The sequence below is a fragment of the Parvibaculum lavamentivorans DS-1 genome, from assembly GCF_000017565.1.
Lineage (GTDB): Bacteria > Pseudomonadota > Alphaproteobacteria > Parvibaculales > Parvibaculaceae > Parvibaculum > Parvibaculum lavamentivorans.
On sequence record NC_009719.1, the window covers coordinates 1,125,620 to 1,141,138 of the forward strand.

Genomic DNA, 15,519 nt, shown 5'->3' on the forward strand with positions numbered 1-15,519 from the left:
ATGAGCGATCGCAGTCTGCGGGGCAAGGTGGTAGTCGCCGGTGTGGGCGAGACGGCCTATTACCGTCACGGCCAGTCGCCGGAACCAGAGTTCGTCATGTGCCTGAAGGCGATCCTCGCTGCCTGCGCCGACGCTGGAATCGACCCACGCGATATCGACGGCTTTGCTTCCTTCAGTGACGATCGAAACGACCCGATGGCCCTTGCGACAGCGCTGGGAATCCATGAGTTGCGCTTCTCAAATATGCAATGGGGCGGCGGTGGCGCCGGCGTAGCTGGCGCGCTGGCAAATGCGTCAGCGGCAATTGTCGGAGGACTTGCCGATTGCGTGATCGTTCACCGGGCCCTCGCCCAAGGGCAATTCGGCCGCTTTGGCCAGGCTCCACAGATAGCGGCCGTTCCCGCTGAATATGCGCTTGCCCTCCCTTATGGTCAGATGGCACCGGCGCAGTTTTTTGCTCCAAAAGTCATGCGTTTCATGCATGAACACAATGTAGAACAGGAAGCACTTCGGGCCATTGCCATGGCTTCCTACCATCATGCTCAAGCCAATCCACGCGCCGTGATGTACGGACGCCCGCTGACGGAAGAGAAGTACGACGCATCCCGCTGGATCGCCGAGCCGTTCCACCTTTATGACTGCTGCATGGAGAATGACGGCGCTGCTGCCATCATCCTCGTCTCAGCCGAACGGGCCCGCGACCTCAAACAGACTCCGGCCTTTGTACTCGGCGCGGCCATTGGCTCGTCTTACCGCGTGCCGAGTTCGCCAACTTCCACCTTTGCGGCGCCCGATTGCGCCAGCTCGCATTTCAAGCAGGCGGCCAGGCGACTTTATGCGATGGCACGCGTGGGGCCGCAGGATGTCGACGTCGTTCAGTGTTATGAGAATTTTACAGGCGGCGTATTGATGTCTCTTGTGGAGCACGGCTTCTTCGAAGCGGAACAGGCTACGGACTTCCTGAAGCTTGAAAACCTGACCGCGCCTGCGGGCAAACTGCCCCTGAATACCAGTGGGGGCAACTTGGCGGAATGCTACATGCACGGTCTCGGGTTGCAGATCGAGGCGGTCCGACAGATCAGGGGCCAGTCAACGAGCCAGGTTCCCGACGTCAATGTTTCACTCGCTGTCGGCGGTCCGATGTCTCCGCCGGTCAGCACCATCCTCTACGGTTCGGAGGCCACGCTCTGATGTCGAACTATTCTGTCCCCGAAGGCCCGCCGGCGGCGTCAACCGAGCAGGCCCAAGACCTCGCTCCGAATACGAACTATTATCTTCCCGCGGGGTTACCGATTCCAATGGTCGAGCCGGCGGCTCTGTACGCGCCATACTGGCAGGGCACGCGAGACGAAACACTGAAGGTACAATGCAATCCAGCGACCGGTGTGTACCAATGGCCACCTCAGTGGATTACTCACGACACCCAATCCTTTGAGCTGGAATGGGTCGAGGTGGAGCCCAAGGGAGTAATCTACAGCTGGACCCGCGTCTGGCACCCAATACATCCAGCATTAAAGGACGCAGGTCCCTACATCATCGTCATCGTCGAACTGCCCCATGCTGGCGGGATCCGCATGCTAGGCAACCTGCTTGGGGACCCTCATCAAACGGTAGAAATTGGCGTCGAGGTCGAAGCCGTTTTTGAACACCACAATGACGTCGCGGCGCCATTCACTTTGGTGCAGTGGCGCGTAGTGAGTCTAGACGAACTGTCGTAGTTGCAGCAGCAAAGACTGGCTGGCATAGGAAGCAAGACAGCTTCCGACGGATCGCTACGATGCCGCAGCAGACCCGTCGGTAGCGATCATCGACAGCACGCCACCTACTTGGTAGGCGTTGCAGCCGTTCTGCCATCGCCAAACGTCGAGTCCCTGTTCGTCAGCGCAGTATTCAGGCCCTGACCTTGGACTTGCGCGATGAAAGCCTTTGTCGTCTCCGTCGCCATCGCCAATGCTTGCATCTCCGTCCCGGCCCGTATCCCTTGGCGCATTCCCATGGCTTCCATCTGCCGATGGACTGAGCGCTTGTTGATCTGCTGAAGGTCGGAGGGGATTTTTGCGACGCGGGCGGCCATATCCAGCACGCCGGCTTCCAACATGTCAGCCGGAAAGGACCTATTGGCGAAGCCATAGGCGGCGGCTTCCGATCCTGACATTGCATCGCCCGTAAGCATGAGCTCCATAGCCCTGCGCATACCCATCACCCACGGATAAAACTGGTTGTCCGGGGGACTGATCGATCGTACCGCCGGATAACCGATCTTTGCGTCCTCGGCCACATAGACTAGATCGCAAGAGGCAGCGAGTTCGGAGCCACCCGCCAGGCAGTGCCCATGGACCTGGGCGATGACCGGCTTTGCCAGGTCCCAAATCCGAAAACCACCTTCAACGACATGCCGCGGCCAGTTGCCGAGGCCCCCTGCCGTGTAGAAGGGCTGGTCTTGCCGGGTATCCGAAGCGAGATCGTAGCCTGCAGAGAAGCAAGGTCCGGCTCCACGAAGGATCACGACGGAAATGCCGTCGTCCCGATCGGTGGCCTCAAGCGCAGCAAACAATTCGCTTCGCAAAGCGTTGCTCAAGGCATTGCGCTTTTGCGGGCGATTGAGAGTGATGCGCCGGACTTTTTCGATGGGTTCATCGACAAGGATATTCTGATATTCGGTCATGCTTTGACTCTCCGTTGACCGTTTGTGTGAAAGGAATGGAATTTTGCAGCGATGCGTGGGTGCGTGGGCGGATCAGGCACACGGACGCATCGAAACGCCGTCTGATTTCAAACCCTGTAGATAGCTGGGGATTTCGATGGGACTACGAGGCATCTGTCACCCGATCTTCCCTCAGTTGTGATCGGCGTGCCTTGCCCGCATCGTCACGCAAGTTCTCGCTGGTGAACTCGAAGGTGCGAGGGATCTTGTATCGCGCCAGCCTCCCGGACAGAAACGCCCGCAGAGTATCGTCATCAATGATTTCGGAAGCACCTTCCGCCAACTGCACGATGGCATGTGCGCGCTGTCCCAGGTCGGCATCGGGTAGGCCTATAACGATAGAGGACTGCACATCGGGGTGCTGGTCTACAGCAGCTTCCACCTCGGCTGGAAAGATGTTGGCGCCGCCGGAGACGATCATGTCGGTCCGACGGTCGGCAATATAGAGGTAGCCTTCCTCGTCCACATGACCAAGGTCGCCGTAGGTCTGCCAACCATCCACCGCTTTGACCTGCGCTCCGATATACTCATATGTCGAATTCGGACCGTTCGGCGGCAGGAAGTATATCTCGCCGACCTCGCCCGGGGCGCACACGTTGCCCTTTTCGTCCAATATGCGCATGTGATAGCCAGGGGGGGTCTTGCCAACCGAACCCTTGTGCGAGAGCCACTCTCGCCCGGTGATCATGGTGAAGCCCATCAATTCGGTACCGCCATAGACTTCGAAGATCCGATCTGGTCCAAGCCAATCGATCCATGCCTGCTTCAGCCACACCGGACAGACCGAGGCCATATGCCATACGCTTCGAACGCTCGACAGATCGAAGGCTTCGCGTTGCTCGGTAGGCAGACGCCAGATCCGGCTCATCATTGTCGGAACGAGGCTCATCCAGTTGACCTTGTAGCGTTCGATCAGTTCGAGCGCGCGCAAAGGATCGAACCGTCCCATTTCGACGACATGCCCACCGGAGAAAAGGCATTGGGTAGACGTCAGAAACGGCGTGTTGTGGTAGAGGGGGCCCGGGTTGAGCATCGTGTCGCCGAGCTTCTGATCCATAGGAGCCTTGTTCGGATCAAAGACGCTCTTTTGCCTGTCCACGATCAGTTTTGGTCGCCCGGTAGATCCGCCGCTTGTTCCAATTTTCCAGATAGGTGAGATTTTCGTCGGAAGCGGATCGGCGGACAGGTCGGTGCTTGGAGTCATGCCCACAGCGATAAAATTCCACCCTTCGACCCGCGCACTTTCTTCGCTGATCACAAGGCGCGGCTTGGCGAGTTCGATGATCGCCTGCAACTCGGTGGCCGGCAATTTCGAAGAAACAAGATTTGGTACGGCGCCCAACTTCCAGACCGCAAACACAGTCTCGTAAAACTCAAGACTGTTCGGCACGGACATGGTCACGATATCGCCTGCCCCCACGCCTCGTTCTGCGAGCTGGCGCGCCTTGCGATTGGAGCGCGCGTCAAGCTCCGCATAACTCGTGGTCACGCCATTGAATGTTACCGCCGGTCGCGCCGAGTGCCTGGCCGCATGATAAGCCAGCAGTTCGCCGATGGGCATCGGCGATGCTTGAGCACTGGATTTCAGAAAGTCATTCGCCAACTCAACGCTCCTCTATCAAGAATAGTACGAGCATGGCCGGAGGCTTACGCGGTCCGTCCCCTGCTTCTTCTTTGGCGACGACCTTACAGAGGACTGCGCGAGGTGAGGCGGGAGATAATCGCGCCATCCATTCCCGACATTCATGGCGAAGCGTCACCCGCTTTCAGGGCAATTTGGCATTGGCATTGGGACGGTTTCAGCGAGTTGGGTGCTGAGGTGGAGATTCAGCTTCGTGTGCCATTCATGGGGGGAATACAGGCGCAAGAGAATGCATTCGACCCGCCAGTCCGAACGGGCATTCTGGTTGAAGACCCAGAAGTGCTGTCGTTTCAATGGATATTCCGCCCACCCGTCGGTCCGGGAACATCCGCCTGATTTCGATCGTATGACGGCATCAGGAGAAATCGAGCATGAACTTCGATTATTCCGACGACCAAAAGTACCTGAAGCAGGAAGCACGCAAGTTCCTCCAGGTACGTTGTCCGATCGCTACCACCCGCCGCATCCTCGACGACGACCGCACGTCTTTCGATCGCGAGTTGTGGCATAGGGTGGCGGAGATGGGGTGGACCGGTGCGGCGATACCCGAAAGGTGGGGCGGTGTAGGCCTTGGCCGTATCGAGCTTTGTGCAATTGCAGAAGAGCTTGGCCGCGTCATTGCGCCGATCCCTTTTGCGTCGACAGTATATATCTTCGCCGAAGCGATCCTCACCTTCGGCAATGACGCCCAGCGGGAAGCCTTGCTGCCGAGTGTAGCGAGCGGGGATGTCATCGGTTGCCTCGCTACCAACGAGCGCGAAGGGCCGATCATGCCTGAAGCGATGGATACTCGCGTCGTTACCGGAAAGATCAGCGGCACCAAGGTCCCCGTTACGGACGGAGATATCGCGACCTACGCTATCGTGGCGGCTCAGGACGAGGCAGGTCCCGGCCTCTTCATTGTGCACCTGGATGGCGAAGGGATCACGCGGGAAACGATCCGAACGCTCGACCCCACCCGCAGCGCGGCGCGCATGCAGTTCAAGGACACGCCGTGCGAACGGCTTGGTGCGGCAGGAGAGGGGGCCACGCTGCTCGCGGCTATTCTCGATCGAGCGGCAGCGCTGTTTGCTTTCGAGCAGCTCGGAGGCGCGGACCGTTGCCTCGAAGCTGCCAGGAGCTATGCGATGGAGCGGTACGCTTTCGGGCGGGCGATTGGCAGCTATCAGGCGATCAAACACAAGCTCGCAGATATGTACATCAAGAACGAGATAGCCCGGTCGAGCGCTTACTACGGTGCTTGGGCGCTCAACACCGATGCTGCGGAATTGCCGGAGGCGGCTTCGGCAGCGCGGATTGCTTGCACTCAGGCATATGATTTCGCAGCCAAGGAACACCTGCATACCCACGGCGGCATAGGTTTCACTTGGGAGATGGATTGTCATCTCCATCTTCGGCGGTCTCGCCAGCTCGGGCTCGCGCTTGGTGGCCTGCCTTTCTGGCGCGAGCGGTTGATGCGCTCGCTCGAGCGCCATAACGCTGCATGATCCGGAGATAAACTATGGACTTCAACGACAGCCCGAAGGAAGCGGAATTTCGCTCGGATGTGCGCCGATGGTTGGCGGCCAATGCGCCGTTGTCTCGGACCAGGACTTCACACGGCCATGAGGACAGCAAGTTCATAGTGGAGGAAAAAGCATGGCAGGCAAAGAAGGCCGATGCCGGCTATGCCTGCCTCACTTGGCCGAGAGAATGGGGTGGCGCCGGCAGAACTCCGGCCGAGAGCATCATTTTCCACGAGGAAGAGAGTAAGCTGGACGTTGCGACCGCTATCTTCCGGCTTGGCCTCGATATGTGCGTGCCTACGATCATGATCGCCGGAAACGAAGCAGATAAGATACGATTTGCCAAACCGGCGATGCGGGGCGAGGAGATATGGTGCCAGCTCTTTTCCGAACCGTCGGCAGGCTCCGATCTTGCCGCCAGCCGCACGCGCGCGGTGCAGACGGACGAGGGATCCGAAGACTGGATCATCAATGGTCAGAAGGTCTGGACGTCTGGTGCGCATATCGCCGATTTCGGGCTGTTGATTGCACGCACCGATCCTGAAGTGCCAAAGCATAAGGGTCTCACAATGTTTTGGGTCGACATGAAAGCCCCGGGCATCGAGGTCAGGCCCATCCGTCAGGCGGACGGCGGAAGCGGCTTCAACGAGGTTTATTTCTCCGACGTGCGTTTGAAAGACAGCCAGCGGATCGGAGAGGTCGGCAAAGGCTGGAATGTTGCACTCATCACGTTGATGCATGAGCGGTTGTCGGTCGGCACCGGTTCGGGACCAAGTTGGCAGGCGTTGATGGAGCTTATCGGGAGCCTGCCTGGCGTTGAAGGAAAAGGCTCGGCGCTCAAGGACGGCGGGTTCCGTGAGAAATTCACTGACTGGTACGTCGCCGCCCAAGGGTTGCAGCTCACGCGACGGCGAACTCAGACTGCGTTGAGCCGCGGGGAGACACCGGGACCTGAGGCTTCGATCGGGAAGATCATCGCTGCTCGCCAGATGCAGGAACTTGCGACGGAAGCACTCGACCGGCTCGATCAGTACGGAATTGTCGCGAACATGGATGCAGCATCGCTGATCGGGGGGTTCCAGCGCAATTTCTTCTGGGGCTCGGCGATGCGGATAGCGGGTGGAACCGACGAAATATTGAAGAACATTCTCGCCGAGCGTGTTCTGGGACTACCGCTCGATATCCGTGTGGACCGTGACGTCGAGTTCAGGAACATACCAGGTAGTATATAAGCAGGAATAGTGTATGGGGATCTGGGACACATTCAGCGTCGGTGGATTGTCTCAATCCGAGTTCGAGCAGCTAGGTGCGGGGGATTGTTTCTGATGAGGGCAGGCGTTCGCGGCAGGCCTTGATAAAAGCGCGAACCGCTGGGCGCGGATTCCAGCGGAGCCGCGTTGCGCAACAGAGCGGTGACGGTGTCAGCAGGTCAAGATCGGGCACGCGCTCGAAATGTCTTTTGAAAACACTGGTACGCGTATAGTGGATCGCGGCAATGCTGATGGCATCGGAATTACGCACCAGTTTCGTGACGATCGGGAAATAATCGACAATGTGTGGTCGGTCAGGAAAATCGACGCCCGAATCTTCGTAAATTTGGCGCCAGACAAAGTTGTAAGGTGACCAGCCTGAGGGTACGACCAGATCGTATTTGGCGATCTCTGCTTTCGTCACCTCATCGCAGTCGAGAATAGGATGTCCCTTCCGCGCAAAGAAAATGGTTTGCAGAGGCGCCATCGGCTCTCGCCGAAAGTCGGGATGCTCCTGAAAGGCTGCTTCATATCCGAGAGCCACATCGATCGCGCCGACGCGCAGCTGTTGCACGATTCCGTCGTAAGTGCCCCCGCTAATATGCAGTCGGATGTTTGGATGTCGTGATATCAACGTCGACAACGGTTCCACAAGCAACCATTCGAGCGAAGAAGGACAGACGCCGATTCTGAGCACACCAGCATAGGGATCCGATCCTGTCGATGCGCCTTGCAGCAGGTCTTGCGCTTCGTCCAGCAGACGTGATGCTCGTTCAACGAAAGAGCGCCCTTCTTCGGTCAAGAGGACGCCACGCGCGGTTCGATTGAAGATCGAATAGCCGAGCTCCCGCTCCAGGTCCGCCACACTCTTGGTAATCGCTGATTGAGTCACACCTACGCGATCCGCAGCGGCGGTGAAGGACCCGTACCGTGCAGTGGAAACAACATAAACGAGACGTCGATCAATCATGCAGTCCTTCGCATTCGGAAAGACTGCCACACATTAACGTGGAATCTTTGCACCTTTTTTCGCGCTTCCGCTTCGTCAGCGTGCCTCCGCGCACGGTCATGATGCGCTGGCAATTCGTTCCTCCCGCAATTGCGACCGGCGGGCCTTGCCGGCATCGTCACGCAGGTTCTCGCTGGTGAATTCGAAGGTGCGCGGTATCTTGTACCGCACCAGCTTGTCGGACAGGAACTCGCGCATGACGTCTGCGTCACTGCGCTCGTCAGCGTTCTCGCCCATCTGGACGATAGCATGTACGCGCTGCCCCAGATCAGCGTCGGGCAGGCCGATCACGATTGAGGACAACACGTTCGGGTGTTGGTCGAGTGCGGCCTCGACCTCGGCTGGAAAGATGTTGGCACCGCCAGACACGATCATATCGGTTCTTCGGTCGGCGATGTAGAGGTAGCCCTCCTCATCCACATGACCAAGGTCGCCGTAAGTCTGCCAACCGTCCATCGTCTTTGCCTGCGCACCTATATATTCATACGTCGAATTCGGGCCCGTATCCGGCAAAAAGTAAATCTCGCCAATTTCGCCGGGCGCGCACTCTTTGCCCTGTTCATCCAGTATACGCATCTGCGCTCCAGGTCGAACCTTGCCGACCGATCCCTTGTGGGAGAGCCACTCACGTCCGGTGATGGCCGTGCCGCCAAAAAGCTCGCTTCCACCGTAAATTTCGAATATCCGATCGGGGCCAAGCCAGTCGATCCAGGCCTGCTTGAGCCACGCTGGGCATATGGAGGCCAAGTGGATTACGAGCCGAAGGCTCGAGAGATCGAAGGATCCGCGCTGCTCCGCGGGCAGTCGCCATATCCTGTTCATCATTGTAGGCACGAAGCTCACGACGTTTATTTTGTGGCGCTCGATCAGCTCAAGCGCGCGCAGGGGGTCAAATCGTCCCATTTCAACGACATGATTTCCGGCAAACAGGCTTTGAAAAGACCCGACAAACGGGGCGTTGTGGTACAGCGGTCCGGGGTTGAGCATCGTCTCGCCGGCCAGCTGAATGGAACGAGCCTTTCCAGGGTCATACAACCCGGACTGCTTGTCCACGATCAGCTTCGGGCGACCGGTTGATCCTCCACTCGTATGCATTTTCCAGCGCGAAGCTACTTTTGTCGGGAGGGGATCCGGGGACAGATCAGTGCCGGGTTTCGTGCCGGTGGCGAGAAAATTCCAGCCATCTACCCGCGCACTCTCCTCGCCGATGATCAGTCGTGGTCCGGCGATTTCGACGATCGCCCGCAACTCAGCCACCGGTAATCTCGAAGACACAATGTTTGGCGTTGCGCCCAACTTCCAGACCGCAAACACGATCTCGTAGAACTCGAGACTGTTTGGTACGGCAAGGGTCACCACATCACCCTCGCATACGCCCATCGTCTCCAGCTGGCGGGCTCTGCGATTGGCGCGCGCATCAAGCTCGGCGTAGCTCGTCGTCATTTCATTGTATGTCACCGCTGGCCGCGCCGGGTCCTTTTCGGAATGGCGGGCGAGGAGATCGCCCAGCGGCACTGGTGAGGTACTGCCGTCTGTCACATTCACGGATGTTCTCCAAGTTGGTGTTCGCCTCCGAAGGCCGACACTTGGCCAAGGAAAATCGGACATCGTTGGGCGTGGCGCTGCGGCGACACTAGCAAAAGGCCGGGGGCATTGAGATTGGATAAAATTGCGCGTGCCATGCCTAAAAGGAATGGGCTTGGCGAGATGCCATTGCTGGCTTCTTTCTGCACGGCCCGCCTCAAGCTCGGGAGGTTTCCAATGCCACCGTGATGGTGGAAAGAGCGTGAGTTATGCCCGCTGGGCATTCCTCCCGCTACATTGGAATTTCTTCGGCTGCTTCCGCCCCTCTACTGTTCCTTGCTCCACGAACCCGCCGACCATGTTGGGAACGGATTTGCGATGAAAAAAAATACCATAACCTCCCTCATTCGAGAGGGAGAGTGTGCAAACCGGTTCCTTGGTGCAGGCCGTTACCGAATTCAGTGGGGCGATGGAAAAGTGGGGAAGAGAGGCCACAAACCGTGCCTGTAACCTATCACTATATTGTCGTTGGCGGCGGATCGGCCGGGTGTGTCGTCGCCGCACGATTGAGCGAACACAGCGAAAACACTGTCCTTCTGCTCGAATCGGGAGGTCCCGACGGCAATCTTCTTCTGAAGATGCCAATGGTATTTACGTTGCTCAAAGACAGTGAGTTTGACTGGGGGTACAGCACCGACCCGGAACCCTTTGCATCCGAGCGCATCGTGCAGACGCCGCGCGGGAAAGTTCTTGGCGGCTCGTCTTCGGTCAACGGGCTGATGTACTCACGCGGCCACCCGAAAGACTACGATCAGTGGATGCAGATGGGAGCACAAGGCTGGTCTTTCGACGAGGTCCTGCCGTTTTTCAAAAAGTCGGAACGCAATTGGCGCGGTGAAGGGCCGTCACACGGCGGAAGCGGCCCACTGAGCGTGGAGCGCTCCACAAGCAACGAACCAGTTGCCCGGGCCATAATGAAGGCGGCTCAGGCTCTCGACTACCGTGTGTTAGACGACTTCGAGGCAGGCGATCCAGAAGGGTTCGCTCTTCCCGACAAGACGACCTGTCGCGGGCGCCGCGCCAGCGCGTCGACCGCGTTTCTCGATCCCGTGAGAAAACGCCGGAATTTGAAAGTCGTCACGGGTGCTCACGTCACGCGCGTTGTAATCGAGAAAGGTCGCGCGACCGGCGTTGAATATTTGAAAAATGGGAAGACCGTTACAGCCAGCGCCACTCAGGAAATCGTGCTGTCTGGCGGCGCATACGCATCGCCACAGCTTTTGATGCTGTCGGGCATTGGCCCGGCGGACCATTTGCGCGATGTCGGGATAGAAAACGTCGTCGATCTTCCGGGTGTCGGAACCGGTCTCCAGGAGCACCCATTGGTCCCGATGGGGTTCTCCGCCAGGAAGCCGTTCCGCTTCAGCCGGCAGCTGCGTGCCGACCGGCTGGCATTTTCTGTCATGAACTGGATGTTGACCGGGCGCGGGGCTCCATCAGGTGCGCCATTGAATAGCATCGCATATTACAAATCGCGCCCTGATCTGGAGCGACCGGATCTGGAAAATGTTTTCATGTCGACGAACTTGGCGGCGCATGTCTGGTTTCCCGGTTGGCGCAAGCCACAGCCGGACATGCTCACCTCACTCAATGTCGTCCTCCGCCCAGGAAGCCGGGGTTCGGTTCGATTGAGGTCAGCCGACCCCTTGGCCCCACCGCGCATTCAACTCAATCTCCTCCAGGATCCGAACGACCTTCGCTTGCTTCGTCATGCGTTGCGTTGGACGCGTGATTTTGTGCGGCAGGCGCCACTCTCAGAATATGTCGGCGCAGAAGCTTTTCCCGGAGCGGCGCTCGAAACGGACGCAGCGTTGGATGCCTTCATCCGCCAGAACGTCTCCATCACTCAGCATCCCGCCTGCACCTGCAAGATGGGGGTAGGGGACGACGCCGTCGTCGACCCCCAACTCAAGGTCCGCGGGATCGATGGTCTTCGGATTGCAGATGCGTCGGTCATGCCGACCCTGATTGGTGGCCATACCAACGCGCCGGCGATCATGATCGGCGAGAGGGCCGCCGACATGATGCTTGCGAAATAGATTGGGGAGTTTGAATGTCTGTATCGATCGAACTGACTGAGCCAACGCGAAAAACTCTCAGCCGGCCATTTCAATTGCTGATTGACGGTGGTTGGAGCGACTCGCAAAGCGGAGACACGCTCGACGTCGTCAATCCTGCGGATGGGAGCCTTATCGCTAAAATTCCGGCGGGCAATGAACAGGACATCGATCGGGCGGTCGGTGCGGCCAGGCGGGCATTTGAAGCTGGCCCCTGGGTCGCCATGACGCCGGGCAATCGCGCCAGGATGCTTTGGCGCATTGCCGACCTCATCGAGGCGCGGAAAGAGGAGTTCTCGGAACTCGAAACGCTCGACAACGGCAAGCCGATCACGATGTCAAAGTGGGTAGACGTCCCGGCTTCGGTCGCAGCCCTTCGTTATTGGGCAGGCTGGTGCACAAAAATCGCCGGAGAAACGCGCGCCGTCGATATGCCCGGTGAATTCCTGGCGATGACGCTTCGCGAGCCCGTCGGCGTCGTTGGCTTGATCACCCCTTGGAACTTCCCCTTGATGTCGGCGGTCTCGAAGCTGGGCCCGGCGCTTGCCGCAGGTTGCACGATCGTTTTGAAGCCTGCCGAACAAACCTCGTTGACGGCGCTTCGTCTTGGCGAAGTAATCCTCGAGGCAGATGTCCCACCAGGCGTGGTCAACATCGTCACCGGGATCGGATCTGTGGCCGGTGCGGCGCTGGCTGAACACGACGAAGTCGACAAAATATCCTTCACAGGATCTACAGCCATCGGGAAATCGCTGATCGGCGCGGCCCGCGGCAACCTCAAGCGCCTGACGCTTGAATTGGGCGGCAAGTCCCCGACAATCATCTTTCCCGATGCAGACATGGACCGCGCTATTGCAGGTGCCGGAAACTCGATCTTCCACAACAGTGGACAGATATGCGTTGCCGGGTCGCGTCTCTACGTCGCGCGAAAGAAATACGACGAAGTGGTCGACGGATTGGTGAAGTTTGCAGCCCAATTCAAACTAGGGCCGGGGCTCGATCCCGCGACGACCATGGGTCCTTTGGTCTCCGAAAAGCAGCGCGAGCGGGTTCTCGACTATATCGATAGCGCGCGTGCCGAAGGCGCGAACGTGATTGCCGGCGGCACTGTCTTCGGAGCCCAGGGCTATTTTGTCGCGCCAACGATCATTGGCGACGTGAAACCGCGGATGCGCGTAGCCCAGGAGGAGATCTTCGGTCCGGTATTGGTCGCAACTGCGGTTGACGACCTTGATGAACTGGCAGCGCTGGCCAATGATACGATTTACGGCCTTTCCGCCAGCATATGGACACGCGACATTTCCGCTGCTTACAAGCTTGCCAGGAAGATACGTGCAGGAACCGTCACAATCAACAGTGGGTCGATTGCGGGGCCGAATCTCCCGTTCGGCGGTTTCAAGCAATCGGGCTGGGGGCGCGAAAATGGAGTCGACGGCATTGAAAGCTTCACCGAACTCAAAACGGTGATTGCAGCGCTTTAGGATCCCTTAAATGCCATTCGAACCATCATCAAAAGGACACAGCGAGGCGCAAATCGGGCGGGGCCTGTTCTGGCATGACATGCACATCGGTACGACGCTCCGCACATATACGCGCACGATAACGGAGACCGATCTTGTCAGCTTCGTGACACTTACCGGCATGATCGATAGCGGCTTTCTCGATGCGACGATTGTCGGGCCAATGGGCGGACGTCCTGTGCCCGGCGCGCTGACCTATTCGATCATCGAAGGCTTTATCGTCCAGTCCCTCATCCGCGGAACCGGCATCGCGATGCTCGGCTGCACGCAGGAGGCAATAGCGCCGGTCCATGTCGGCGATACAATCTACGCAACTATCGAGTTTACCGGCGTGCGCCCGACATCCCGAGGCAATCGCGCGGTCGTCGACTCGGCGATCACCATCTTCAATCAGCTTGATAAGCCGGTACTGCGTTATACCTCGCGGCGGATGATCGCGGGACGTCCGGAAGCGGTGGAATAGCCCCGATGCTACCGCTCCAAGGCATTAGGGTCATAGATCTCACGACGGTCGCGATGGGCCCCCTCGCGAGCCAATGGTTGGGGGATTTCGGCGCCGACGTGATCAAGATCGAGGCGCCAGACGGTGACTCGACACGTCAGACGGGACCTTCGACCGAGGCTGGAATGGCAACCATGTTCCTCAGCGCCAACCGCAACAAGCGAAGCGTCGTACTCGACCTGAAGGAGCCTGAAGCCCGCGAAACACTCGAACGCCTGATCAATAGCGCCGACGTCTTCATGCACAACATCCGGCCCCAGAAGTTGGAGAGGTTGGGACTGGAACCGGAAAAACTGATCGAGCGGAATCCGCGACTGGTCTACGCGGGGCTACATGGGTTTGGTGAGGCGGGGCCATATGGCGGGCGTCCAGCCTATGACGACATTATTCAGGGCCTGTCGGGCTGCGCCGACCTGATGCGGCGGCAAACGGGCGAGCCTCAGTATTTTCCGACGATCACCGCCGACAAGACAACCGGTTTGGTTGCGGCGATGGCGATCCTTGCTGCACTCACCGGGCGCGCTACAAGCGGACGTGGTGCGATCGTCGAAGTGCCAATGTTTGAGTGCATGGTCGGCTTCAACTTGCTCGAACATCTTTACGGTCGGCAGTTTGTGCCCCCGCATGGCAATATGGGCTATCCGCGCGTCCTCTCACGTCATCGCCGCCCTTATCGCACAAGCGACGGGTTTATTTGCATGCTGCCATACACTGATGCGCATTGGCATGCTTTCTTCGTGGAAGCTGGGGCGGCAGAGCATGCGGCTGATCCGCGTTTTGTCACGATGTCGGCCCGAACGACCAATATTGACGAACTTTATGAACTCGCTGCCGGTTTGATCGCGCAGTACAGCACCGGCCATTGGCTCGCGGCGTGCGAACGGATCGGCGTTCCCGCCGCGCCGGTGCTATCGCTCGATGACCTGATTGAAGATCCGCATCTCGACGCGGTCGACTTCTTTTCGGAGTTGCATGACCCGGCGCTGGGTGACCTGCTCATGCCAGGCGTACCGGTGCTGTTTGATGGTGAGCGACCGCCGGTCGGCATGCCTCCCCGGCTGGGACAGCACAACGACGAGGTGCTGGGAGAGGGCGGTATAAGCAAGATCGATGCAGAAGAGCCCCGCGCGCGCGGGCCATCGGAAGACTAGAGCACCTCAGCCGCGGGCATTGGTGAGAAACCACGGTGGCCGCAATACGCCCTCGGGAGATAGGGAGCGTTCCGGTTTTTTATCTCGCCTCCATGATTCTGAGGTCGACCACAGCGGTCTCGGGTCTGAAAACGCTGAAGCCTCTACGAGATGGAATGGAAGGATGGGCATGGCGCTCATTGCACCGGAAACTCCACGTGCGGGGATATTCGTGGCAGGGGACCGCGATGAATTGGCAATATCCTGAGCAATACGAGTGGCTTGCAACTTTGTCGGCTCATGGCTTTGCTTGGGAGTTTCTAAGACGTAACACGGCTTTCAGGAAAGCTGCAGATTTGTCCAACTCTCTCCCCAAAATCACCACCGATACATCTGCGCGGTTTATGAGTCACAACGCTGATTCGGACGGAGCGAAATCTTGGGGACTACTTCAATTTGAGTCTCCTCGCATAGATGCTCGCGGGGCAAACGTGTTCTGGAATCCCGAAAGTTGCCCGAGCGTGCTGCCCGTGGTTACGTGCTCCGATGCGGGACGTGCGTCCGGACACTGAACGCACACATCTGTATCGAGCTCGTGTCTTCCAGTCGGACGGTA

The 15,519-nt window shown here is 58.5% G+C and carries 13 protein-coding genes; 9 read left to right on the forward strand and 4 right to left on the reverse strand.

Going from position 1 to position 15,519, the window contains the following annotated elements; translation table 11 throughout:
• Together PLAV_RS05220 and PLAV_RS05225 are read left to right on the forward strand one after the other, a co-directional pair.
• Positions 1-1,191 carry a thiolase C-terminal domain-containing protein gene (locus PLAV_RS05220; protein WP_012109904.1) on the forward strand — a complete coding sequence of 397 codons (1,191 nt, stop codon included), beginning with the start codon at positions 1-3 and terminating at the stop codon, positions 1,189-1,191.
• The gene (locus tag PLAV_RS05225) at positions 1,191-1,718 is read left to right on the forward strand and encodes a Zn-ribbon domain-containing OB-fold protein (RefSeq protein ID WP_012109905.1); all 528 of its coding nucleotides are present in this window, start codon (positions 1,191-1,193) and stop codon (positions 1,716-1,718) included. The genes PLAV_RS05220 and PLAV_RS05225 overlap by 1 nt, the downstream gene beginning before the upstream one ends.
• 104 nt (positions 1,719-1,822) lie before the next feature.
• Here the strand turns inward: PLAV_RS05225 and PLAV_RS05230 are convergent, their stop codons facing one another.
• Both PLAV_RS05230 and PLAV_RS05235 read right to left on the reverse strand, forming a co-directional pair.
• Positions 1,823-2,665: an enoyl-CoA hydratase-related protein gene (locus PLAV_RS05230; RefSeq protein WP_012109906.1), complete on the reverse strand. Its 843-nt coding sequence runs from the start codon at positions 2,663-2,665 to the stop codon at positions 1,823-1,825.
• 142 nt (positions 2,666-2,807) lie between these two features.
• On the reverse strand, positions 2,808-4,307 hold the full coding sequence (locus PLAV_RS05235; RefSeq protein ID WP_012109907.1) for an AMP-binding protein: 1,500 nt from the start codon (positions 4,305-4,307) through the stop codon (positions 2,808-2,810).
• 410 nt (positions 4,308-4,717) lie between these two features.
• On the opposite strand from PLAV_RS05235, the gene PLAV_RS05240 reads away from it, so the two are divergent.
• Together PLAV_RS05240 and PLAV_RS05245 are read left to right on the forward strand one after the other, a co-directional pair.
• The gene (locus tag PLAV_RS05240) at positions 4,718-5,833 is read left to right on the forward strand and encodes an acyl-CoA dehydrogenase family protein (protein WP_012109909.1); all 1,116 of its coding nucleotides are present in this window, start codon (positions 4,718-4,720) and stop codon (positions 5,831-5,833) included.
• Positions 5,834-5,847: 14 nt separating this feature from the next.
• Positions 5,848-7,083 carry an acyl-CoA dehydrogenase family protein gene (locus PLAV_RS05245; protein ID WP_012109910.1) on the forward strand — a complete coding sequence of 412 codons (1,236 nt, stop codon included), beginning with the start codon at positions 5,848-5,850 and terminating at the stop codon, positions 7,081-7,083.
• A 70-nt stretch (positions 7,084-7,153) separates the two neighbouring features.
• On the opposite strand, the gene PLAV_RS05250 is transcribed toward PLAV_RS05245, so the two are convergent.
• Both PLAV_RS05250 and PLAV_RS05255 read right to left on the reverse strand, forming a co-directional pair.
• Positions 7,154-8,071 (reverse strand): LysR family transcriptional regulator, encoded by a 918-nt coding sequence (locus PLAV_RS05250; RefSeq protein WP_012109911.1) that lies wholly within the window; start codon positions 8,069-8,071, stop codon positions 7,154-7,156.
• Positions 8,072-8,167: 96 nt separating this feature from the next.
• Complete coding sequence (locus PLAV_RS05255; RefSeq protein WP_012109912.1) at positions 8,168-9,655, reverse strand: AMP-binding protein; 1,488 nt, start codon at positions 9,653-9,655, stop codon at positions 8,168-8,170.
• Between the two features lie 479 nt (positions 9,656-10,134).
• Between PLAV_RS05255 and PLAV_RS05260 the strand changes: the two genes are divergently transcribed.
• From PLAV_RS05260 to PLAV_RS20050, 5 genes are all read left to right on the forward strand, one after another.
• On the forward strand, positions 10,135-11,733 hold the full coding sequence (locus PLAV_RS05260) for a GMC family oxidoreductase (RefSeq protein ID WP_041535857.1): 1,599 nt from the start codon (positions 10,135-10,137) through the stop codon (positions 11,731-11,733).
• 14 nt (positions 11,734-11,747) lie between these two features.
• Positions 11,748-13,232 (forward strand): aldehyde dehydrogenase family protein, encoded by a 1,485-nt coding sequence (locus tag PLAV_RS05265; RefSeq protein ID WP_012109914.1) that lies wholly within the window; start codon positions 11,748-11,750, stop codon positions 13,230-13,232.
• Between the two features lie 10 nt (positions 13,233-13,242).
• Positions 13,243-13,734 carry a MaoC family dehydratase gene (locus PLAV_RS05270; protein WP_012109915.1) on the forward strand — a complete coding sequence of 164 codons (492 nt, stop codon included), beginning with the start codon at positions 13,243-13,245 and terminating at the stop codon, positions 13,732-13,734.
• 5 nt (positions 13,735-13,739) lie between these two features.
• A complete protein-coding gene (locus PLAV_RS05275) occupies positions 13,740-14,924 on the forward strand; it encodes a CaiB/BaiF CoA transferase family protein (protein WP_012109916.1) in 1,185 nt (394 codons plus the stop codon).
• A gap of 227 nt (positions 14,925-15,151) precedes the next feature.
• Complete coding sequence (locus PLAV_RS20050; protein ID WP_425357296.1) at positions 15,152-15,475, forward strand: transcriptional regulator domain-containing protein; 324 nt, start codon at positions 15,152-15,154, stop codon at positions 15,473-15,475.
• The last annotated feature ends 44 nt before the right edge of the window (positions 15,476-15,519 follow it).